The 22,053-nt window shown below is 48.5% G+C and carries 28 protein-coding genes; 2 read left to right on the top strand and 26 right to left on the bottom strand.

The window, feature by feature from the left end; translation table 11 throughout:
* Nucleotides 1-7: 7 nt before the first annotated feature.
* The 25 genes from WC592_05055 to WC592_04935 all read right to left on the bottom strand — a co-directional run bounded on the left by WC592_05055 (nucleotide 8) and on the right by WC592_04935 (nucleotide 20,165).
* Nucleotides 8-886 carry a cation diffusion facilitator family transporter gene (locus WC592_05055; protein ID MFA4981820.1) on the bottom strand — a complete coding sequence of 293 codons (879 nt, stop codon included), beginning with the start codon at nucleotides 884-886 and terminating at the stop codon, nucleotides 8-10.
* A gap of 15 nt (nucleotides 887-901) precedes the next feature.
* Entirely contained in the window at nucleotides 902-3,133 is a 2,232-nt protein-coding gene (gene secD / locus WC592_05050; protein MFA4981819.1) for a protein translocase subunit SecD, read from the bottom strand.
* 44 nt (nucleotides 3,134-3,177) lie between these two features.
* Nucleotides 3,178-3,459, bottom strand: coding sequence for a preprotein translocase subunit YajC (yajC, locus tag WC592_05045; GenBank protein ID MFA4981818.1), 282 nt, complete (start codon nucleotides 3,457-3,459; stop codon nucleotides 3,178-3,180).
* Nucleotides 3,456-4,595: a tRNA guanosine(34) transglycosylase Tgt gene (gene tgt, locus WC592_05040; GenBank protein MFA4981817.1), complete on the bottom strand. Its 1,140-nt coding sequence runs from the start codon at nucleotides 4,593-4,595 to the stop codon at nucleotides 3,456-3,458. The genes yajC and tgt overlap by 4 nt, the downstream gene beginning before the upstream one ends.
* 90 nt (nucleotides 4,596-4,685) lie before the next feature.
* Nucleotides 4,686-5,780 (bottom strand): S-adenosylmethionine:tRNA ribosyltransferase-isomerase, encoded by a 1,095-nt coding sequence (locus tag WC592_05035; protein ID MFA4981816.1) that lies wholly within the window; start codon nucleotides 5,778-5,780, stop codon nucleotides 4,686-4,688.
* Nucleotides 5,781-6,522: 742 nt separating this feature from the next.
* Nucleotides 6,523-7,686 (bottom strand): SpoIID/LytB domain-containing protein, encoded by a 1,164-nt coding sequence (locus WC592_05030; GenBank protein ID MFA4981815.1) that lies wholly within the window; start codon nucleotides 7,684-7,686, stop codon nucleotides 6,523-6,525.
* The gene (locus tag WC592_05025) at nucleotides 7,683-7,907 is read right to left on the bottom strand and encodes a DUF2905 domain-containing protein (protein ID MFA4981814.1); all 225 of its coding nucleotides are present in this window, start codon (nucleotides 7,905-7,907) and stop codon (nucleotides 7,683-7,685) included. The genes WC592_05030 and WC592_05025 overlap by 4 nt, the downstream gene beginning before the upstream one ends.
* 13 nt (nucleotides 7,908-7,920) lie before the next feature.
* On the bottom strand, nucleotides 7,921-8,466 hold the full coding sequence (locus WC592_05020) for an epoxyqueuosine reductase QueH (GenBank protein MFA4981813.1): 546 nt from the start codon (nucleotides 8,464-8,466) through the stop codon (nucleotides 7,921-7,923).
* Between the two features lie 74 nt (nucleotides 8,467-8,540).
* Entirely contained in the window at nucleotides 8,541-9,614 is a 1,074-nt protein-coding gene (gene ruvB / locus WC592_05015) for a Holliday junction branch migration DNA helicase RuvB (protein ID MFA4981812.1), read from the bottom strand.
* Nucleotides 9,615-9,679: 65 nt separating this feature from the next.
* A complete protein-coding gene (gene ruvA, locus WC592_05010) occupies nucleotides 9,680-10,306 on the bottom strand; it encodes a Holliday junction branch migration protein RuvA (protein ID MFA4981811.1) in 627 nt (208 codons plus the stop codon).
* Complete coding sequence (gene ruvC / locus WC592_05005; protein ID MFA4981810.1) at nucleotides 10,303-10,833, bottom strand: crossover junction endodeoxyribonuclease RuvC; 531 nt, start codon at nucleotides 10,831-10,833, stop codon at nucleotides 10,303-10,305. Before ruvC ends, ruvA begins: the two co-directional genes overlap by 4 nt.
* Nucleotides 10,833-11,570, bottom strand: coding sequence for a YebC/PmpR family DNA-binding transcriptional regulator (locus WC592_05000; protein ID MFA4981809.1), 738 nt, complete (start codon nucleotides 11,568-11,570; stop codon nucleotides 10,833-10,835). Before WC592_05000 ends, ruvC begins: the two co-directional genes overlap by 1 nt.
* 113 nt (nucleotides 11,571-11,683) lie before the next feature.
* The gene (fusA, locus tag WC592_04995; protein MFA4981808.1) at nucleotides 11,684-13,744 is read right to left on the bottom strand and encodes an elongation factor G; all 2,061 of its coding nucleotides are present in this window, start codon (nucleotides 13,742-13,744) and stop codon (nucleotides 11,684-11,686) included.
* 61 nt (nucleotides 13,745-13,805) lie between these two features.
* A complete protein-coding gene (locus WC592_04990; protein MFA4981807.1) occupies nucleotides 13,806-14,513 on the bottom strand; it encodes a pseudouridine synthase in 708 nt (235 codons plus the stop codon).
* A gap of 9 nt (nucleotides 14,514-14,522) precedes the next feature.
* Nucleotides 14,523-15,032, bottom strand: coding sequence for a hypothetical protein (locus WC592_04985; protein MFA4981806.1), 510 nt, complete (start codon nucleotides 15,030-15,032; stop codon nucleotides 14,523-14,525).
* A 12-nt stretch (nucleotides 15,033-15,044) separates the two neighbouring features.
* Complete coding sequence (locus WC592_04980; GenBank protein MFA4981805.1) at nucleotides 15,045-16,559, bottom strand: hypothetical protein; 1,515 nt, start codon at nucleotides 16,557-16,559, stop codon at nucleotides 15,045-15,047.
* A 50-nt stretch (nucleotides 16,560-16,609) separates the two neighbouring features.
* Nucleotides 16,610-17,053, bottom strand: a complete 444-nt coding sequence (locus tag WC592_04975) for a hypothetical protein (protein ID MFA4981804.1) — start codon at nucleotides 17,051-17,053, stop codon at nucleotides 16,610-16,612.
* Nucleotides 17,054-17,202: 149 nt separating this feature from the next.
* Nucleotides 17,203-17,544: an exosortase system-associated protein, TIGR04073 family gene (locus WC592_04970; protein ID MFA4981803.1), complete on the bottom strand. Its 342-nt coding sequence runs from the start codon at nucleotides 17,542-17,544 to the stop codon at nucleotides 17,203-17,205.
* Nucleotides 17,545-17,573: 29 nt separating this feature from the next.
* Entirely contained in the window at nucleotides 17,574-17,828 is a 255-nt protein-coding gene (locus WC592_04965) for a hypothetical protein (protein ID MFA4981802.1), read from the bottom strand.
* 19 nt (nucleotides 17,829-17,847) lie between these two features.
* The gene (locus WC592_04960; GenBank protein ID MFA4981801.1) at nucleotides 17,848-18,297 is read right to left on the bottom strand and encodes a hypothetical protein; all 450 of its coding nucleotides are present in this window, start codon (nucleotides 18,295-18,297) and stop codon (nucleotides 17,848-17,850) included.
* Between the two features lie 203 nt (nucleotides 18,298-18,500).
* The gene (locus tag WC592_04955; GenBank protein ID MFA4981800.1) at nucleotides 18,501-18,752 is read right to left on the bottom strand and encodes a translation elongation factor-like protein; all 252 of its coding nucleotides are present in this window, start codon (nucleotides 18,750-18,752) and stop codon (nucleotides 18,501-18,503) included.
* Between the two features lie 9 nt (nucleotides 18,753-18,761).
* The gene (locus WC592_04950) at nucleotides 18,762-19,040 is read right to left on the bottom strand and encodes a hypothetical protein (GenBank protein MFA4981799.1); all 279 of its coding nucleotides are present in this window, start codon (nucleotides 19,038-19,040) and stop codon (nucleotides 18,762-18,764) included.
* A 22-nt stretch (nucleotides 19,041-19,062) separates the two neighbouring features.
* The gene (locus WC592_04945) at nucleotides 19,063-19,335 is read right to left on the bottom strand and encodes a cupin domain-containing protein (GenBank protein ID MFA4981798.1); all 273 of its coding nucleotides are present in this window, start codon (nucleotides 19,333-19,335) and stop codon (nucleotides 19,063-19,065) included.
* 24 nt (nucleotides 19,336-19,359) lie between these two features.
* A complete protein-coding gene (locus WC592_04940; protein ID MFA4981797.1) occupies nucleotides 19,360-19,557 on the bottom strand; it encodes a hypothetical protein in 198 nt (65 codons plus the stop codon).
* 119 nt (nucleotides 19,558-19,676) lie between these two features.
* Nucleotides 19,677-20,165 carry a type II secretion system protein gene (locus WC592_04935; GenBank protein MFA4981796.1) on the bottom strand — a complete coding sequence of 163 codons (489 nt, stop codon included), beginning with the start codon at nucleotides 20,163-20,165 and terminating at the stop codon, nucleotides 19,677-19,679.
* A gap of 229 nt (nucleotides 20,166-20,394) precedes the next feature.
* Between WC592_04935 and WC592_04930 the strand changes: the two genes are divergently transcribed.
* Nucleotides 20,395-20,538 (top strand): hypothetical protein, encoded by a 144-nt coding sequence (locus WC592_04930; GenBank protein ID MFA4981795.1) that lies wholly within the window; start codon nucleotides 20,395-20,397, stop codon nucleotides 20,536-20,538.
* Nucleotides 20,539-20,578: 40 nt separating this feature from the next.
* Nucleotides 20,579-21,658 carry a helix-turn-helix domain-containing protein gene (locus tag WC592_04925; protein ID MFA4981794.1) on the top strand — a complete coding sequence of 360 codons (1,080 nt, stop codon included), beginning with the start codon at nucleotides 20,579-20,581 and terminating at the stop codon, nucleotides 21,656-21,658.
* 112 nt (nucleotides 21,659-21,770) lie between these two features.
* On the opposite strand, the gene WC592_04920 is transcribed toward WC592_04925, so the two are convergent.
* Nucleotides 21,771-21,974: a hypothetical protein gene (locus tag WC592_04920; GenBank protein ID MFA4981793.1), complete on the bottom strand. Its 204-nt coding sequence runs from the start codon at nucleotides 21,972-21,974 to the stop codon at nucleotides 21,771-21,773.
* Nucleotides 21,975-22,053: the final 79 nt, after the last annotated feature.

Here is a 22,053-nt window from a genome sequence, read left to right as displayed (position 1 = left end):
GGCTTACTTACTTTCGCTTAAACGGCTCGACGTGTATGAATACCTCTTTTGCAGTGGAGATCTTCTTAAGGATATTTTCGCATATCACATCGGTTATCTTGTGGCCTCTTTCAACAGAGATACTCTTATCTACTTCTATGGTCATATCTATTATCACCTCAAGCCCCATCTTCCTGACCTTTACGTCCTTCACGGCCTTGACGTTGGGGTTCTTGAGAGCTATCTTCCTTATGTTATCGATAAACGACTTATCCGGCGCTCCGTCCATAAGTTCGTCATATGCTTTATGAAATCCTTCCGCGCCTGTCCTTATTACAAGTATGGCCAGTATAAAAGCCGCTATCGGGTCCATTATCGGGAATCCAAGGCGCGCGCCGGCTATCCCTATTAGCGCGGCAAATGAAGAAAAGGCGTCTGACGCCAGATTCCACGAGTAGACCATCATGGCCGTGCTCGATATCTTCTTGCCGATGATATTAGTGTATTGGAAGAGTCCCAGTTTTACTACTATGGAGATCACAGCCGCCACCAAGGCTATCTTGCCCGGCACATATAGTTTATGCCACACCATAGCATGGGCTGACGTATAGGCTATCTTAATACCGATCGCTATTAAAAATATCGCCAGGAGCTTCGCGATGATCGATTCCGCTTTGCCGTGGCCGTATGGGTGGTCCGAGTCGGCCGGTTTTTTGGCGATCTTGTACCCGATGAGCATGCCCGCAGACGTCACCGCGTCGCCGAACGTGTCGAGGGCGTCCGCTATCATCGCGTTGGAGTGGCCGACGACGCCGGCGAATATCTTCAATATAAAGAGAAGCCCATTTACCGCGATACTTACTACGGAAGCCTTTTCCGCGTGTTCGTATCCTTTATGGCCGGACATGCGCCCTCTCTATCATCACTTCTTTTTCGCCGCAACCGTCTTCTTCTGCCACGATATGATGAGCGGGCTGGCTATATAGACGGTGGAGTAAACACCTGATATCATGCCCACAAAGAGGCAGAACGCGAAGTCGTTCAGTACCTCGCCGCCCCAGAAGAGCAGCGCTATGACAACGAGCATGGTAACGCCGGTGGTAAGGACCGTCCTCGCGAGGGTCTGGTTAACACTCAGGTTAACTATGTCGATGAAGCTCCCCTTTTTGACAAGGCGCAGGTTCTCCCTGATCCTGTCGAATATAACGACAGTGTCGTTGATCGAATAACCGGCTATAGTAAGAAGTCCCGCGACAATGGTCAGGTCAAACTGCCGTTGAGTGAGCGCAAGCGCTCCTATAGCTATAAATACGTCATGGAAAAGAGCGATTACGCCGGCCATGCCGTATTTAAGATTAAATCTGAACATAATGTAGGCCAGGATACCAAGGATACCAAGCATAAGGCTCATAGAAGCGTTTTTCCGCAGGTTCTTCCCTACAGCCGGGCCGACAGTCTCCACCTTAAGCAAGTCGTACTTATTATCGGTGAACTTATCCCTGAAGACCTCTTTCAACTTTTTCGTTATATCGTCCTGTGTCCTGATAATTATCTCTTTCGGGTTGCCGTACTGCTGGATGGATGCGTTCCCGTACCCTATCTCTTTCAGCGCGTTCCTCATCTTATCAACGTTAACAGGCTTTTCGAACACGAATTGTTGAAGCGTTCCCCCCGAGAAGTCGACGCCGAAGTTCTTCTCGCCCCTCATCGCGAATATGGCAAGCCCCGCGACTATAACAATAGCGGATATCGCGTAACATATCTTTCTTTTGCTTATAAAATCAAAATGCGTTTCCGGGAACAACTGCATGAACTTTAATTTTGCCAGGTCGAACTGATCGCATAAAAGCTCGAATACCGCTCTGGTGCAGACTACGGACGTAAAGAGATTTGCCAGAAGACCTATCGTCAGCGTTACGGCGAACCCGCGTACCGGTCCTGTCCCGAATTTGAAGATAAGGGCGGCCGCTACGATCGTCGTAACGTTAGAATCCACTATCGCGGAGAGCGCCCTGTGGTAACCCGCCGCTATAGAGGCGCGCAGAGACTTTCCGAGCCGCATCTCTTCGCGTATCCTCTCATAGACAAGGACGTTCGCGTCTACAGACATGCCGATCGTCAATATTAGACCGGCTATACCGGGCAGGGTCAGGGTGCCTTTGAACATGGACAGGCATGCCAATATCAGGAGTAAGTTTAGGCCAAGGGCAAGGTCCGCTATCACGCCTGCAAGCCGGTAATAAAATATCATGAATATCACTACGAGAAGGCCGCCTATGACCGTCGCGCGGATGCCGCTTTTGATAGAATCGGCTCCAAGGAGCGGACCTACGGTCCTCTCTTCTTCCACTACGACTGGCGCGGGCAGCGCGCCGGCCCTGAGTACTACAGAAAGGTCGTTTGCCTGTTCTACCGAGAAGTTGCCGGATATCTGCGCCTGCCCGGACGGTATGGCCTCGCGTATGACTGGAGCCGACACCACCTTGCCGTCAAGTACTATCGCGAGCCTCTTACCGACATTGGCGGCGGTAAGATTAGCGAAGATCTGCGCGCCCTTAGAGTTGAGTGTAAGGGAAACATAAGGTTCACCAAACCCGCTGGAGCTGAACTCCGTCTTGGCATTCACTATCGCGTCGCCCGTAAGGCTCGCGTCTGCAGCCACCAAAAGCGGCTCACTGCCGCCGCGCTCACCTTCGGAGTATTTTACCTCGTAACCCGCCACAAGCTCATTATTGAGCGCCTTCTTCAGGTCTTCGACGTTATCTGAAACGAGTTTAAATTCGAGATGGGCGGTCCTGCCGATGATCTCGAGAGCCCGTTCCCTGTCTGTAATACCGGGAAGCTGGATGATGATATTTTCCTTGCCCTGTTTCTGGATAGACATTTCGCCTACGCCGAACTGGTCTATCCTGTTACGGATGATCTCCATCGCCCTGTCCAGGGCGTCCTTCTTAGCGTCAAGCGGTAGTTTGGAGGAATCCACGCGAAGCACTACGTGCATACCACCCTGCAGGTCGAGGCCTAAATTTATCTTCCCCTTTTGAACTATAGTTCCGTTCTTATCCTTGATCGTAAAAGGCGGCCATATAAGCCATATACACGCCAATGCTAACGCCACCATGCCCATCAGTTTCCATTGTTGGTTCTTATCCATCCATTAGCTCCTTTTGATTGTTCTTATAGCTTACGGCTTAAAGCTTATACTGACGCCTGCCGCTTCATCGTCATTATGCTGTTCTTCTGGACCTCTATCTTCACATTATCGTCCACTTTAAGCGTGACCGAATGCTCTTTTACATTAGTGATCGTTCCGTGGATGCCGCCCGCTGTTATTACCTCGTCGTTCTTTTTAAGGCCCGCTATCATCTTCTTATGGAGATCCTGCGTCTTCTTCTGCGGCCGAATAAGAAGAAAATAGAAAACTATAAAAATAAGCACTATCGGCATCAAATTCAATAATGGGCTCGGCGCCTGGTTCATTTGTCTCTCTCCTTGTTATACTGTTTCACAAAATCACGTTTAAAATCAGAAAAGCGGCCTTCTCTGATGGCCTTCCTCGATAATTCAATAAGTTTAACATAAAAATGTATATTATGCAATGAAACTAGCCTTAATCCTAATATCTCCTCAGTATTAAACAAATGTCTAATATAGGCCCTTGTATGCGTCCTACAAGCAAAACATTGGCACTCCGCATCTATCGGAGCGAAGTCCTCTTTATATTCCGCATTTCGGAGCTGCAGTTCTCCTTTCCAGGTAAAAGCCTGGCCGTTCCTGCCGTTCCTGGTAGGAACGACGCAATCGAACATATCTATGCCGTTAGCTATGGCTTCAAGCATATCGGGAGGCGTCCCGAGCCCCATAAGGTATCTGGCCTTATCCTCGGGCAAAAGCGACGCCGTATATTCGGAGACTTCGTGTATGAGTTTTTGCGGTTCGCCTACACTAACGCCTCCGATCGCATAGCCGTCGAACCCGATCTTGAGCAGGTCCTCTACGGCCTTCTTCCTCAGGTCCAGATATGTGCTCCCCTGCACGATCCCGAATAGCAATTGCTTTCCTGCGCCCTTGATATTTTTGCGCGTTGACTCTTCAAAATATTCCCTCGACCGCTTCGCCCACTTAGTCGTAAGAGCCAGAGACTGCTCTACATAATCACGCGCCGCGGGATAGTGGACGCATTCATCGAGCATCATCATGATGTCGCTGTCCAGTATCCGCTGTATATCCACGGCCTTTTCCGGAGTTATGAAATGCTTCGAACCGTCTATATGGGACGAGAACTCGACGCCCTCCTGGCTCAATTTCCGCAATTTGGCGAGACTGAATATCTGGTATCCTCCGCTGTCGGTAAGTATAGGTCCCGGCCATCCCATAAATTTATGTAACCCGCCGGCTTTGCCGATTATATCCAGACCAGGCCTCAAATACAGATGATAGGCGTTGCCCAGTATTATCTCTGCGCTTGAAGCCTTGAGCTCGTCGACCGATATTGCTTTGACGGTCCCCTGCGTCCCTACGGGCATGAAGACGGGCGTATTAACCTCTCCGTGCGCCGTCGTCAGCACCCCGAGCCGGGCTTTAGTCGATTTGTCTTTATGAATAACAGTGAACATAGATTTAGTTGTAAGTTTTAAGTTATAAGTTATAAGTTATAAGTTATAAGTCAAACTGTTATCTTACGACTTACAACTTATAACTTAAAACTATAATATAATCATCGAATCGCCGTAACTGAAAAAACGATATTTCTTCTCAATGGCCTCGCGATACGCCTTCATGATAAAGTCTCGACCCGCAAATGCACTAACTAACAACATCAACGTAGATTTCGGCAGATGAAAATTCGTTATCAGATGGTCCACTACTTTGAAATTGTAGCCGGGATAGATAAACATGTCTGTATGCCCGGTTTTAGCTGAAAGCTGTAAGTTATAAGTTATATTCTGAGGTGCGCAATACTCTAAAACTCTGGTCGTCGTGGTTCCAACAGCAAATATCTTACCCCCTACTTTCTTAGTTTCGACTACTGCCTTAGCCGTATCTATCGGTAAATCAAAATATTCCTTATGCATATTATGGGACTCAATGTCATCTGTCTTTATCGGCGCGAACGTCCCATAGTTCGTATGCAGAGTAATATACTTGACCCTTGACCCCTGAAATTTTCGACAGAAAATTTCATCCCGAGATTCCGACGAACAGAAGGAATCGAGGGACTTCATCATTTTTTGATTTACCCTCTCCATCAATTCCCGCGTAAAATGTAACCCTGCCGTCGGGCTTGCTGTAGCGCCTTCATTAACTGCATATGCTGTCTGATAATCATCCCTATCGGACTCTTCATCCATCCTGTCAATATAAGGCGGCAGCGGAATATGCCCGGACGCTTTTAATATTTCGTCAAGGGGCCGGCTAAACCTGACGCGCCTGCCGATCTCACCTCTATCGAGGACCTCCACTTCGTCCCCCGATTCCAACGCTATCCGCTCGCCCTCTTTTAGCCGGCCTGAAGGTCTGACAAGCGCCTCGCAAACCGGATTCTTCTTTTCCAGCAGAAATAACTCTACCTTGCCGCCCGTCTTTCGCTTCCCGAACAACCGAGCTGGGATGACCTTCGTGTCATTAAGGACAAGTAAGTCGCCCTCATTAAAATATCCGACGATATCCTCAAAGTGCTTATGGCTTATCATCCTCGACGCGCGGTCGAGCACCATAAGGCGGCACTTCTCCCTCTGCTTAACCGGATACTGAGCGATCAATTCTTTCGGTAATACGTAGTCAAATTCCGATAGTTTCATGGTTCCTCTAAACCTAAGCCTCCATGTGGTATTAAATTTTTACGGGTCCCCGCCTGCCAGCGAGAGACTGCTTCAGGCGGGCAGGCTGCTGCTCCTTCGACTTTTTCTTTTAAAGGGCTCGTTTGGGATTTATCCCGCCATCTGTTTAGCTCGGGGCGGGATCCCGCCTCAAGTCTAACTCCGGGCGGGACAATCTATCACGGGTATATTCTATGCTCGTATCTATGTATCCCGAAATCCAGTGTTTAACATTCGGGCAACCCATCCGTTCCTGTCACTCTAAAGCATAAAGGCAGGAACGGGTTTACAATCTGTAGCCGTAGGGGAGGTTTAAACCTCCCCTACGACATAAGCGCGTATCTATATGCCCGAACTATTCTCTTCTGTATTCGGGACACCCCATCCCTGCCCGCCTGACTTAGTTTGCTGCGATCAGGCGGGCATACTTCGCCCTTATCATAAAAAGTCTCAAGCCGCGTCACCCGAAAAATTTCCCTACCAGCTCTTTCCCAATAAAATTTCTTCGCTCAGACTGTAAGGGCAGATAACGGCAGGTTGCCCTTGAGGCGTTATATTTTGCCGATGCTGCGCTATAACCCAAACTCTTTAGAGCAATTGTCTCCATAACGGCAATATTATAATCCACAATAAACACCTACATATATACTCTTGACGGCAAAATTAGCCGAAAGGGCGCCTGCCGTTAAGCTGCCCTGTGGTGGAGCGAAAAATTTTACCTCACTTACTTCTTCAGCTTGTCAATAGTCGTGATCTCTGCGCCGGGATAATAATACTTCAGTATCTCGTCGGCCTTCTTTTTCTTCTTCGCCATGCCGAACGCGCCCCACTGGCACATCCCAACTCCGTGCCCCCAGCCTAGCCCTTTCAGGACAAGATCATTGCCCTTAACGCCGGCGTCAAATTTTGTACTCCTGACCATATTCGGGCCCATCATCTGCCTGAAATCTTTGCCGGTCAATACGACGGAAATCCCCGCATCGTCCCTGATCTCCAGCTTATCAACGCGCCCTGACTTATTTTTGGAGAGCGCCGACACGGAGGCTACCTTGCCGATCTTATAGCCTTTCTCTTTCAATTTATCCTGCAGAGCGGACAATCGGATCTCTTTGCCCCACTTGTAATGAGGAGAGTGCTTGCAGAAATCACACCGGACTCCCTTTAGCGGAGGCATGTCGATCTTCCATAAGTTGGACGCGTCTTCGGTATAGCCGGCGCATGTCGCATGAAAGTATGCAGGAATCAGATTAGACTTATAGGCCAGCACTTTGCCTTTCGTGGCGTTCACAGCCATCGTAGTGGACCATTTTTCAGATGTCCTACCTCCATATACCTGGGAATATATGTCGCTGCGCAAATCAAACGGCTGCAGTTTGTTCTGTCTTGCCTGATATAGGGCAAACGTCCGGGCAGCTATAGCCTGAGCCTTCAGAGCCTCCATAGGCCAGCGGTGGGACACCTCATGATAAAGAACTCCGTATAGGTATTCATCCAGACCGACATGGTTTATCACCATGAGCTTATCGTTGTCCTTGCGCAGTATATCTATTTCCCCCCTGAATATCCTGCCGTCTACGTATATACTTGAGTTTTTCGACGCTTTGACCTTGACTCCGGGCGCTCTTATTTCCCGGCTCCCCACAGATAATCCGTCTTTTGCGCAACTGACCTGAGCCGCAAGATAAGGCCCTTCAAGCACAGCCTTGTCGGAATTGATCGCGTACATCGTATATTTCCCCTTCAAGCTAAGAGAGATAGAATCTTTGTTGTCTATAATCAATACCCTGACAATTACATCGGCGGGATCTTCAGCCGGGATCGCGGCGGTCGGAATGTTGAGGATGAAGGTTATTATGCAGATAAAGGTTATGAGCTTGATATTTTTCATCTCCGCCTGATCAGGACAAGGATTATGGATAGGATAATCGATATTAGTATGGATGTCGTGATCGGGAAAAAGAAGGTAACGCCTTTTTTTTGGATGCATATATCTCCCGGCAGCCGCCCCAGCCACGGGATCTTCCCGCCTAACGTGAATATGGCCCCGAATATTATAAGGAAAATTCCCAGCAGAATAAGCATCTTTCCGAACGCGCTCATGTCTGGCATCTACTCGTCCTTTTTATTTCTTCTTTTTCTTACTCTCAATTCGCTCCTTCTCGGAGAACAGGCATCCGCAATAATTCTGGCAATACATCCCCACGGACTTCGCCTTCTCATGAGCCTCCCTGAACCCTGTCCTGAAATCCTCATAATAGAATTTCAACCCCAGCTTGCCTGCGACGTCAATGCATAAACTCTTGATCGTCTCCTGGTCCTGGTACGGGCTGCCGAGGAGAGTCGTCGTGAAAGCGTCGAAACCGTTTTCCTTGGCGAATTTCGCCGCCTTTTCCACTCTCAGCCACCAGCATACCGGGCACCTGAGTTTAGCATCTTCGTTGTAGACGATATACTGGAAATAGCTTTCAATATCGTAATCCGAATAAGTAACGTTTAGACCCGCCTGTTTTGAGAATTTCTCGACCTCGGCTTTCCGTTTAAGGTATTCGGAATACGGATGGATATTCGGGTTATAGAAGAATCCGGCAATGTTATGCTTCTCGGCGCGTAATCTCTCTACAGGAAAAATAGCGCACGGCGCGCAGCATATGTGTAGTAGTACGTTCATTTGTCAGTCGTAAGTTATAAGTTGTAAGTTATAAGCACTGAACTTACGACTTATAACTTAAAACTTACAACTTTTTAGAACATTTCCTTTTGTTTATCTTTGGACTTACCCGCAAAGGCCATGTGTTCATAAGCCTGCTTCGTGAGTTCCCTCCCCCGCGGCGTCCTCTTCATAAAGCCTATCTTAAGCAGGAACGGCTCTACTATATCGACTATGGTATCCGGCTCCTCATTCAGCGTAGCGGCTATCGACTCTATACCGGCGGGCCCTCCCCCGAACGATTCATACATCACATTGATTACCTTCCTGTCTACATTGTCAAGCCCCATAGAATCTATCCCGTGGCTCTTCAATGCCTCTTCCGTGGCCCCGATCGTTATCTTCCCGTCTCTCTTGACCTCGACCCAGTCCCGGACGCGCCTTAAGAGCCTGTTCGCGACCCTCGGTGAACCTCTCGAACGCCTCGCTATCTCTTCGGCCGCGTTCTTCTCGATGGTGATATTCAATATCTTTGCGGAACGCGTTAATATCATAACAAGGTCTTCCGTCTCATAAAAATCGAGGTGGTAGAACATACCGAACCTCGACCTCAGCGGCGCGGTCAATAAGCCGGCCCGGGTCGTAGCCCCGATAAGAGTAAATCGTTTGAGATTGAATTTGATCGTCTTTGCGTACGGTCCCTTATCTATAATAAAATCGATCTCAAAATTTTCCATCGCCGGATATATGAATTCTTCCACGGTCTTTGACAGCCTGTGGATCTCGTCGATGAAAAGGATATCGCCATCGGCGAGATTCGTCAATATGCCGATGAGGTCGCCGGCGCGCTCTATCGCAGGCCCGCTCGTAGCCGTGATCTTCGTGCCCATCTCATGCGCTATTATGTGCGCGAGCGAAGTCTTTCCCAGTCCCGGGGGACCCGAGAGGAGCGTATGCTCCATGGGCTCTTTTCTCTTCTGAGCCGCCGCCAGCGACACCTTAAGGTTTTCAACAATAGCCTTCTGTCCGATAAAATCAGGCAGGTTTGAGGGCCTGAGCGAGATATTCAATACCAGGTCTTCGTCCGTCTCCTGGTTTGTTATCAGCTTTTCCCTGCCCTCTGGAGGAATTGTTTTGGCTGCCAATTTTTTCATATCTTTTTTTGGCATATTTTTCTGTTTCTCACTCTAGTTTTAAGTTGTAAGCTATAAGTTTAAAGCTTACCACTTAAAACTTACAACTTACGACTGCCCTTGTACACCTCATTCAATATCTCTTCGCAATTAGAGGCTTTCGGATTGGATTTAAGCGCCCGCTCGATCATTTCGCGGGCTTCATTCTTTTTATACTGCAGTTGGACAAGGACGCTTAAGGCCTCGTCTTTAATATCTTCTTTGATCTTCGGCATATCCTGGTCGAACCTGTCCTGGATGAGGCCGAATTTCCCGATCTTTCCCTGGAGTTTAGCTATGATCTCGCGCGCCTTCTGCTCCCCTATGCCGGGCAGCGTCTTCAAAAGCGCCATATCTCCCTTATCGATAGCCTCGGCAATTACGGAAAACGAAAGGCTGAGCGCCCTGCACGCCGCTTTAGGGCCCACACCCGAGACCGTTATAAATTGCTCAAAAAAATCTTTCTCGATCTCGTTGATGAAGCCGACCAATACGGGTATCGCTTTCGAGGGATCCATCTGGTAATAATGGTATGTGATGAGGTTTATCGCGCCATCCCCGGTCTTCGCCTTATCGAGGCCTTTCATTACGGCGGGAGGTATCAGGACTTCGTAAGAAATACCGCCGACGTCGACTATGACGCTCGAGGGTTTCTGCTTCTTTATCTTGCCCGATATCTGGGAGATCACAGCTTAGCTTTCTCCGCCGAAGGCGGATCCGCCAATCTTTGTGGCGGAGGCTGCAGTTTATTTTTCGCAATATAACAATAACTTATCGCCATAGCGAGAGCATCGCTTACATCAACCGGCTCGGGCGGTTCCTTCAATCGTAACAGGCTCTGAACCATCCTCTGGACCTGACGCTTGGACGCGTGACCGTTGCCCGTAACGGCCTTTTTGATTCTCGTAGACGGATAGTTGATCAGTTTTATCTTAAAGTCGCCGCAGACAAGGCATGCCATTGCCCGCGCGTGGCCCATAAGTATCGCTGTGGTGGGGTGTTTGTAGTGCGAATATATCTTTTCCAGGACCAGTATATCCGGCCTGTGCTCTTCTATGACCACCGATATCTCATCGAATATCTTCTTTACCCTGTCCTGGATCGGCGTGCCTGATCTCGTCCTTATTACGCCGGCTTCGATCAGCTTGAAATCCTTATCTTCTATTATACCGTATCCGGTCGCTCCAAGCCCCGGATCTACGCCGAGTATCCGCATTATTCCTTCAGCATGTCGTCTGGTATATCGAAATTCGCGTAAACGTTCTGCACGTCATCGTGCTCCTCAAGGGCTTCTACGAGGTCGAGCACCTTCTTCGCTTCATCCCCCAAGACCTTGACCGTCGATTTCGGTATAAGGGTCACTTCGGCAGATTCAATTTTAACGGTTTTGTCCTCAAGCGCTTTCTTCACCTTGAAAAAATCCGCCGGCCCGGTCTTTACGGCATAGTTCTCGTCTTCGGTCACCAGGTCTTCCGCTCCGGCATCCAGCGCTATCCCCATAAGCTTTTCCTCGTCTATCGCGCTTTTACTCACGACGATGTAACCCTTCTTCTCGAACATCCAGCTGACAGAACCGGCGCCGGCCATATTGCCGCCCTTTTTGGTGAATATAGTGCGCACCTCGCTCGTCGTCCTGTTCTTATTATCGCTGACACCCTCTACGTAGATCGCCACTCCGCCCGGACCGTAACCTTCGAGGGTTATATCTTCATAGCTGACCCCTTCCAGTTCCCCCGTGCCTTTTTTTATGGCGCGTTCGATATTATCCGCGGGCATCGACGCTTCTTTAGCGCGCTCTATTGCGACCCTTAGTCTGGGATTAGAATCGGGTTTTCCGCCGCTTCTTGCGGCCACGGTTATTTCTTTGATAAGTTTTGTGAACAACGATCCTCTTTTGGCGTCCGTCGCCGCTTTTTTATGTTTGATCGTTGCCCACTTCGAGTGTCCGCTCATGTGTCTCCTCTCAATTTATGCGTTAGTTTATTGCGTTCTTTGCGTTTTAGCGTTATTGCGTTCGAACGCTATAACGCAATAACCCTACAACAGAACTACTGTTTGCGTAAGAATTACGCCTCGATTTCTTCCTTCTTACTCAGCTTCGCCTTCTCTATTATCGCCTGGGCCGTATTCGACGGCACGACTTCATAATGAGAAAAACTCATAGTGTACGTGCCGCGGCCTCCGGTTATAGATTTAAGTTCATTCACATATTTGTACATCTCTTCGAGCGGGACCTTCGCCTTTATCGTCTGGCTCCCGTCTCCCGGCTCCATCCCCATCACCCTGCCGCGCCTTGAATTCAGGCTGCCGGTTATATCTCCCATGAATTCATCCGGAACGACGATGTCTACGTCCATTATCGGCTCCAGCAGCACAGGCTTTGCCTTTAGCATCGACTCCCTGAACGCATGCCGCGCTGCCGTCTGGAAAGCTATATCCTTCGAATCGACCGGATGCGTCTTGCCGTCGTAAACAATAGCCCTGACATCCACGACCGGGTATCCGGCCAGGCCGCCGGACTGCAGGGCGCTCCTGATGCCTTTCTCGCAGCTTACGACGAACGGCCTGGGTATCGCTCCCCCCACAACCTCGTCCACAAATTCGAACCCGGCCCCTCGAGGCAGCGGTTCTATGCGCATCCAGACCTCGGCAAACTGGCCGGCGCCGCCCGTCTGCTTCTTGTGCCTGTACTGGGCGTCGCCCTTGCCAAAGATCGTCTCTTTGTACGCGACTTTGGGCGTCCCGAGTTCAGCCTGAACCCCGTAACGCATCTTCATCCTGCTGATCATCGTGTTGATATGTATGTCCCCCATACCGGACGCGATCATCTCCTTGGTCTGCTCGTCCATCGCGATCTTGAACGTAGGATCCTCTGCCGTTAATTTATGGAGGGCAGTTGATATTTTATCCTCGTCGGAACGCGTCTTAGGCTTTAACGAGAACGATATTGCCGGTTCAGGGAACTGTATATCTTCGAATTTAAGCGGGTTCTTTTCATCGCTTAATGAATTCCCGGTATCCGTCTCTTTCAGCTTGGCAACGCATGCGATGTCGCCCGCCTGGGCGGACTCCATAGACGTCTGGGCTTTTCCCAGCAGCGAAAATATCTGGCCTATCTTCTCCTTCACCCCTTTGGTTGTGTTGTAAAATCCTGTATTCGATTGTAACTTGCCGGAGAAGACCTTAAATATCGATATCTGGCCCAGGAACGGATCAGACAGCGTCTTGAATACAAGCGCCGCAAAAGGCGCGTTAGGGTTCGCGTCTAGGGGGAACCTCTCCGAAGTCTCGGGCTTTATAGCCTCGGTCTTCGGCCTGTCTACCGGCGAAGGCAGGTAGCTGACTATCGTATCCAGAAGCTCTTTTATACCTATTGAACGCGCGGCAGATCCGCAAAGGATAGGCGTTACGTTGCCCTGCACGACGGCCTTCTTGAACGCCTTCATCAATTCCTCCGGCTCGAGCTCGCCCTTATCCAGATATTTCTCCAAAAGCGCGTCGTCTGTTTCGGCAACGGCCTCTGCCATCTGATCGCCAAGCGCCTTAGCGTGGTTCTTCTCGTCATCCGCAAGCGAGTCTATCCCCTTATGGGTCAATATATTCACCACGCCCTTAAGCCCATCCTCCTTACCCACCGGCATGTCGAGGCTCACGCAATGTTTCCTGAACTTCTTTTTTATATCTTCAAAACATTTATCATAATCGGCATACTCCCTGTCGAGCATATTGATGAAGAAGATGCACGGGACGTTCTTCTCCATCGCCATCCTGTACGCTCTCTCCGTACCTATCTCTATGGAGCTCGCGGCATTCACGACGACTATACAGACATCGGCCCCCCGCAATCCCCCTATCATCTCTCCCGCGAAATCCGCATAGCCCGGAACGTCTATCAGGTTTATCTTGGTCGAATTATAGACAAAGCTTGCCAGCGAAGTATTGACCGAATGTTTCTTCTCTTTCTCATCCTCATTGTAATCTGAAACCGTAGTCCCTTCATTGATCGTACCCATGCGCGGGATCGCCCCTGCCGCATAGAGAATGGCCTCTACCAACGATGTCTTGCCGCATGCTGAATGGCCTAAAACAATAATATTTCTGATGTCTTTCGGATTAAAGCTAGCCATTTTAGCAATCCCCCCGCTTTTTTATGTTAATTTTACTATTATATCGTTAATTATACGAAAGTCAAGAAGAATGTACCGCCAGACGATACGCATCGTCCTTGGTCAATTTCCTGAAACGGCCCTCTCCTAATTCTCCTAACCTTATACCGCCTATGCGGATACGTTTAATATCCATTACCGGAAAACCGACAAATTTGAACAATCTGCGTATGTGCCTCTTCTTGCCTTCAGCCACTATGACCTTAAGCTCGGCCTTACCGTTCTTTGCCCATATAACAGAGCAGGAACTTACCTTCAGCAACTCATCCTCATCGCGGACGCCTTTTAATAATCTTGATATCGCCCGGGCATCCGGCTCGCCTTCCACCATGACCAGATACTCTTTCTCGATCTCGAATTTCGGATGGGTCAGTTTATAGCAGAAATCACCGTCATTGGTAAGTACTATGAGGCCGCGGGAATCTTTATCCAGCCTGCCTACAGGGTATAGGCGGCCGTACTCTTTCGGGATAAGGTCGGTGATCTTATGCGCGGCGAACCTGTCTTCGAGCGTCGCGGTAACGCCTTTAGGCTTATTGACGATGAGGTAAAGCTCTTTTTCGACGCTGAGTTTTCGTCCGGACATGTAGACGGAGTCGCCGTCTTTCACTACATACCACGGCTCGCGCACGACGGCGCCGTTCACCTTTACCTTGCCGTCTTTTATATAAAGAACGGCCTTTCTCCTGGCGCAGCAACCGGCTCTCGATAAAAAGTTATTCAGTCGCATGATCTATCCTCAATCCTGTACTCGCGGATCGCGATACGGGATATTTTGACTACCCAGTAATAATTGCATCGCGGCGCCTTCATACGGATCCAGATTATCGTCATCCCTGTATTGTCTTAAGACCAGCCTCCCCGATTCGCTGTAATGCCTTCTTTCGACCTGACGCCCATCCTCATCATACGTTATCTGCGAGATCGTCCTGGAATCTTCATACCACCAACGCCTCGCGGCCCAGCCGTCTATGCCGTTCTTGAGCCTGCCCGACTGGTCGTAAAAAGATTCCTCTGTCCTGTTCCCCGCAAGGTCGAACTTCTCTATCTTTTCGACCGTTCCATCGTTTCTGCAATAGGCCTTAGCCTTCAAATGTCCCGTTGCGTCATAGACTGTGCAGGATCTGATCTTGCCGTTATCCCAATAAAGGATATCGTTCAGGCCGGACACATCCCCTTCTGCCATGGCATCCAACGGCGCGAGCAACAGGCATACGCAAAATATAAGGACACTCTTAGAGATAAACATATCCGATTAACCTCACTCAAAATAGAAAGGCGGCGTCATCGCCGGATAGAACAACTTCTTCTTCCTGAGCTTTTCGATTACGTGCCTATTCTTTTCGTTATCTTTAAGGAACACCACAGCCGGAGGCGACGCGTACGCCAGCACCCAGCTCTTATCGAACGACACTTTCCACACTATCCGGTTATTCACATCTAAGAACATGATGTCGGTCTCCGGGAATCTCGGCAGCGCCGCATTGTAATCGATCTGGCCCTCCACTACCCCGAAGTAGAGATGGATAAAAGGATTGTTATAGATAGTCTCATATCTGCCGTCGATAAAGACCTTGTTTGAATCTCCAAGCTGCCTTATGCACATCTCGCCCCAGTTGAACCAAGGGAAGATATTGCCTTTTATACCGTTAGCGCGAAGGAACTCCACGGCCTCGACGGGAAATTCGTCTTTAGATATCTCTATCTTAAGCGGATTGACTTGCGTATTAGAGAATACCCCCGATATGAAGAAGACTGCATAGCAGGCCAATATCGAATTTATAAAAAAACCGGACAGTCTATTTTCCATTCGGCCGAACCATTCTCCCGCAAAAGAGTCAAAGTATTTCGGCATCAATACAGCGGCCAGGATAGCGAATAGCACGGTATGCCGGTTATGTTTGAAAGCAAGGATGAACGCGAGGCTTAAGACTACGAGGTCGAAGGCAGACCTTCGCCGTTTAGCGAAATACAACCCTACCAGCACTATCATAGAAACGATTATATAGCCGTATGACTGGGGTGACAATTCAGACATCTGCCATTCGGTGATGAACGGCCTATCCAGCGTTACGGCGGATATCATAAAACGCCACAGCCTGATCCCGTATGGGTTTATAAGCGTCGCCAGCACAGAGAATGCGCAAGCCACAGCCAGAGGCGCAGACAGCTTGCGCGTAAAGAGCTTTACCAGGACATACAGCATTAATATAGAAAGCCCTGCGACAAATCCGCCGTGAAGGTTAGGCCATAATAAAAAGATGACAGGCAGCGCAATCAGCCATTTCCTGTCAAGGCCGTTTTCCAGCCTGTCGATCATAAATATCAGACAGGCTAAGAACAGGTTTGTAAATATCTGCGGTCGGATCGTAAATCCGCGCGTAAGCACGGAGAGCGTCGTAACGACGAAAAGCATCCTTAAGAATGCGCTCCTTGTCCATAATTTCGCCGATGCGTAAACGATCCATGTGACCAGAAAAGCTGACAAAAATTTAAAAAGGACAAGCCCCGTATCTTTCGTGTGCCTGTAGACAGTATAAAATATCAGCTCGGAAAGCCATTCATGATTGATCCAGGGGGCTCCGTAGGCCGAATAAGAATATGTATCGACCTTAGGGATCTCGCCCTTTTCATAGATATCCTGCCCAAACTTCAAATGTCCCCACAGGTCCGGATCCGCTCTTGTCTTTAAGAAAAAGAAGAGCGCGGCGCCTACGACAAAAAGAATGAACAGGGATTGGGATACTTTCTCGTTCCTAAGTTTTGCGAAGGTCATGGCAGGTCTTTCAATACGGGCACTTTTTCATGCCGGCTTCATTCCCATGTTCAAAATATTTTTCCCAAACCCCAAAACATCCCGGAATAGAAAGCGCACCATGCCCATGCGCTCAAGAACGCGCAGAATACCGCGTATAAATATATTCTTCTCGTATTGACGCCTATCATCGACATCAATATTGAAGCGATGATCGGCCCGAGAAAAACCGTAGTATTCAAAACGGCGATGAATTCGCCTCCTTTTACGATCGCCTGCGCGCGGCTCGACAGGCCTTCTCTTTTCTTCTCCACCCAATCTCTGAAGCGAAGGCTTACATCCGCATTTGTCGATAAATATATGACTAACCACGAAAGCGGTATAGTAAATACAACCCTCAATAACGTCGCCCTGACCACGCCGAACATCTTGGTAGTGGCTATTAGCGTCCCTTCTGTGAAGATAAACCCTACGGCAGTGAGCGCGATGCCCGCTATCCAGTATACGTCTTTCATATCGGCAATCCTATTTTCTCATCGATCTTCTTTTGCGACGTCTCATAGCAAGCCGCTTCATCCTTCTTGTGTTCTTTTTAGGCATTTGCTCCTCCTTTAATGAGGCCACAACTTATGGCTCGGTTTGAGATCCAAACAATCTTTCGGCGCTATTTTTCGGCAAACGGCTCTTCCCAGAAAAATTCAGGGTCTTTTAATATCGGTTCATATTTTGGCGGAAATGGGACCGGGAACGTTACAAGCTCGTACGCTCCGACAATCGCTCTCGTCGCTACCATACCCACGCCTTTCGCCAGACCGACCGTCCACGCCCATCCTACGCCGTCTTTCTTACCTGTCATATCCATCTGGTGGATCAATTCCAAATGGGAAGTCGCAAGATTACATAAGCCCCGTCGAAATTTCCTGAAAGCCGGGGTTTCGCAATATGCCGGCGAAACCTCAGCAAAAATAAAAACCGAGACCAACATCACTAAAACCGCTTTCTTCATACCGCTCCTCCTTTGCATTATGTTCGATATTATCTACGGCCTGATTTTGTAACAGTTGCTTTCGGAACCTTCTGTCCGGTCGCATCCAGCGTATAATCATCCTTCTTGGCGGCCCGGTCCTTATCCACATCCATCTTAACTTCGAGATTACCGGACAATAGCGCTTGAGCTTTAGTCACCAACGCCCCCGCCGCGTCGGTCACAAGATCCAACCCCTTCGCCTTGCCTTCTTCCGGATGAGCCGGGGCACAGGCGCAGGTGACAGAGAATAACAATACCGCCATCCCGCGTTTCAGCATGTTTTTAGTCTAGTTCAAGCATCGCCTTGTCTTCATCGGATAACTTATCCCCGAAAACCCATACAGTATAAGAGCCTATATTATCTACGATCTTTAAGAGCGTCGCTTCCAACTCTATCACCTGCCCCTTAGACAGAGGTTTGACGCTGGCCTTATCTTTGTAGAATATCTGTATATCGTACATCACCCCGCCTGACGTTACCTTCGGGAGAGTAACCACTTTGTAATATTGGCCACCCCTGTCTGTCCTCTCGTCAAATTCATCCCAGCCCAGGACATCCTTTATCATGCCGTCTACAGGAACCTGTTTATACCTGTATTGCCCTTCTACCTGCGGCCTCTGAACTTCGGTAGCGCTGTTATATTGCCCGACGATCTCATCCAATCCAGCCGCTTCGCAATATGAACACGCCGCCGCCAACGTTGAAAATAATACAGCTGAGAAAATGTTCATCAAGTATCTCCGCATCTTCCCGCGCTCCTTTCTAATATTGACCCCCTAAAAAAAACTCCCGCTCAACAGCGAGAGTTTTAATACCCTGATCTGCGATTGTTCGAGTTGGTCATATGATATCCCCGTCATTGGTATAATAATACTATAATAACGGGAATTTTTCAAGGCCTTCCTCGGAAAAAGACGGAAAAAGACTATTGTGGTTAACCGATCTTATATACTGCGTCGCCCTGGCGGACCTTCTGGTCGACCTTTAAGCTGATCATGTCTCCCGGCTTCGCTTCCTGCGCGGGAACGCGGTCTATCTGCATGGAGCTTACATCATGCACAAGCTCCGAGGCCTTGCCTTTTATGCGTATCTTATCACCTACTTTTACAGCGTCGCTGAGCTTTACCATGCAAACGCTGATCTTGTCGAAGAAATGATCCACCACCCCTACCTGTTTCTCGTCCATTTTATCCTCCTATAGTTCCTCGCCCGCTCTCCTGCCGGTCCTCGGCATGTACGGCCGCCGCCCGGACAGATCGCCGTCAGGCATAAGTGTAACGTCGTCCATGCCTTTAGCATTCTCGTCAAATATCGGCTCTTCGCCGGAAGTGACTTTATTCATCTTGTCCTTCACTGAAGATATGACACCCGAAAGAAACCCTTCTTCCTGAACATCCTCTTCAACCTTCTCTTCAGCCGCATAAACCGGCGCGATCATCACCATCGCAATAAGCAAGAAGAATAATATCTTCATCGTTATCATCAACACTCCTTCCTCATTCGAAAGAATAATGCTTCTTCACTGCCTCTTTTATATCCCATACGCACTTCATCCCTGACGGGAATGTCACAAAATCACCTTTCCCGAAACTGACCGGCTTTCCGCCTTTCGGCGTCACGGTGACTTTCCCTTCGAGAATATAACATTTCTCGACCGAATCGTATGTCCAATCGAACCTGGATACCTCTTTCTCCCATATCGGCCAAGAGAAGACTCCCATCTTATTGAGATCGTCCTTCGCCAATTTCTTTACGCTTATCTGGGCCATAATCTCTCCTCGATATTCAATATCTTATTTTTTCATCCAAAATGCATAAAGTGGCTTTGCCCCGGCAAGAAGGACCAGGACTATGAGAACGGGATAGCCGATATTTAATAACTGAGGAAATATCTTAACGATAATGATCGTAAAGAAGAATACCGCCGCTTTCGTAAGTCCTATATCCCATACCGTCAGCTTCTTAATCCTCTCGTTCATTTTTTCTAACATATCCATCTCCTTTTTATGCCCTCACCCTATCCCGCCGGGTGTCCCCATCTAGGCTGGCCCTAAACTGACCTAATTTACCTAATTTGACTGAGATTTGGGTTTATCTTTCCTGACAGCGCTCAATGTCCATAGTCCACCATAACCCAAAAGTCCCCCGGTTTATGGCCCCAGATACCTGCATCTCCGTATTGATAGATATAAAAACGTCCTTTTGTGCCGTTGCCCCATTGACTACCGGCATAATGCGAACATGTTATGTAATATGCTTGATAGGTTGGCTCATGGGTGACTTGCCATGTAAGACCGTCCGGCGTTGAACTGCTATAGGCCTTATGCGGTGGAGACTGCGCTAATAGCGTAAACGGGTTCACGGCCGGCCAATACTCTCCGGAAGCGTTTTTCGTACCGTTAAGAGCATTCGCTGCATATTGGGCATTTACTGCAGATTTCAACGCGCCTATAACGGCGTCGTCAGCACCTTCTTTGGCTTTAGTTAATATGTCTGCGAACTTGGGAAGGGCTGTTGTGGCAAGTATTCCAAGAATGACAATAACTATTACCAGCTCTACAAGAGTGAATCCGTAAAAATCAACACGATTTTTTTTCATATTTCCATATAATATATGATAAGACATAACTAAGTCAATTTAAATAATCTTGTGTTTCGGGAATGGGAAGAGACATCGTACCCCCTCTTCCGTAGCTTTAAGGAAGATTAAGAGGGTTAGTCTTGAGGTCTTCCTCGGTTTAAAAGAGTTAGTTAATAGTGTTAAGGAGATTACCCCGAGGGGTAATCGAAAAAAATCAAAAGCTGGATCCAAAGAACGTGTTACGGTTATGCCGAATTATGTATATGAATACGAGCCAAGCAACGCGATTTATGTCGGCGACAGCTCGCCCTGGCAGTGGCGCAGGGTCAATGAATGGCACCGGTATCTCAATGATCCTGTAGAAAAAATAAAGGGACACATGATAACCTGATATAATTCTCCTTATTCTGCTAAGAAAAGGAGGCGGTTATATGTGCCCATATCCATGGTATCAGGTTATGCGATTAAGTAAAGATAAAAAACAGCAAAGGTATCAGATGGTCATCTATGCCAAAGAACACGGCGTAAAGCCCGCGGCAAGGCTGTATGCAACAACTCCCAGGACAGTCCGTAAATGGCTGCTACGCTTCATCGAGGATGGTTATCAGGCTCTTGATGACCTATCCAGGCGGCCTCATCACTCGCCTCGTGCCGTACCGGAAGATGACGCAAAGCATATAGTAAAGCTTAAAACCAAATATAAGCATGTGGGCGCCCAACATGTCAGGATACTGGAGAATCTCCCCACCTCCGCCAAAACGATCCGCAAGATATGGCGTAAGAACGGCGTGTCAAGCCGCTGTCGCAGGAAGAAGCACGTTACCAAACAAAACCTGCGTGAGATTAAGAAGCGATTCGCCCTCTTTGAGCGATCCTGCGAGGATACCAAGGACCTTAACGATATCCCCGAATACTGGCCACAGATGATGGATAGGCGGCTTCCTAAGGTTCAGTATACCTTCCGCGAGATAAGCTGCGGAGTGCAGTTCTTAGGCTATTCCGACGAAAGATCGCTCATTAACGCCACGCTCTTTGCCGAATATATCAATGAACATCTCAAAAGATACGATCTTATTATTGAGAACGGCATACGTCAGACCGATAATGGCTCTGAATACATCGGCGCGTGGTCAGCGAAGAATCCTTCAGCGTATACTCTAGCCATTGAATCCGAGAAGCTTATCCACGGCACTATACCGCCCGGAGCCCACAGGTTCCAATCCGACGTGGAAACAGTCCATAATTTAATCGAGACTGAATTCTATGAGATAGAGCACTTTGCTGATAAAACCGACTTCATGGGAAAAGCTCATACATACCAGCTATTCTTCAATCTCGAAAGGCCTAATACATACAAAGAGAATAAAAGCCCCTGGCAATTGGCCAAAGAGAAGCGTCCGGATATTCCAAAAGAGGCTCTTATGCTGCCACCGGTTGATTTAGACGCTTTACTCAATAAAAGGCTTGCTGATCAGGTTATAGGGGGGTATGATGTCTATTCCGCTCCCTAAAAAAAATAGCCGGCGGCTCTTTATCCATCTTTTACGCATGTATTAAAATATTCAGTCAAACTGAGTAGTTATTGCTGGCGGTGAGGGTTGGTTCTGAACTGAAAAGAAGTAACTATTTTAGCGAAAAAGGAATACCGCGGTGCAATGTAAGCCACTCATCCTTCGACATTCTCTTTCTCGGAAAATGCTTCGCGCAAAAATTCACAAATTTAACATAATCGTCCATAGATAAGCGTTTGTCCGAATACAGGAGATCGCCCATCCTCTTCAATTCCCCAATTGGCATATCTCGATCTACCGCATGTTTTCTCTTCATAAAAGTTATCCGCAATTGTTGCGCACCCTTAAAGGCGTGCTACTTATCGCGCCGATAGGTGTAAGAAATTACACAAGGC

The sequence above is a fragment of the Candidatus Omnitrophota bacterium genome, assembly GCA_041648975.1.
Classification (GTDB): domain Bacteria; phylum Omnitrophota; class Gorgyraeia; order 2-01-FULL-45-10; family 2-01-FULL-45-10; genus JAQUSE01.
This window is presented reverse-complemented; position numbering and strand designations above follow the sequence as displayed.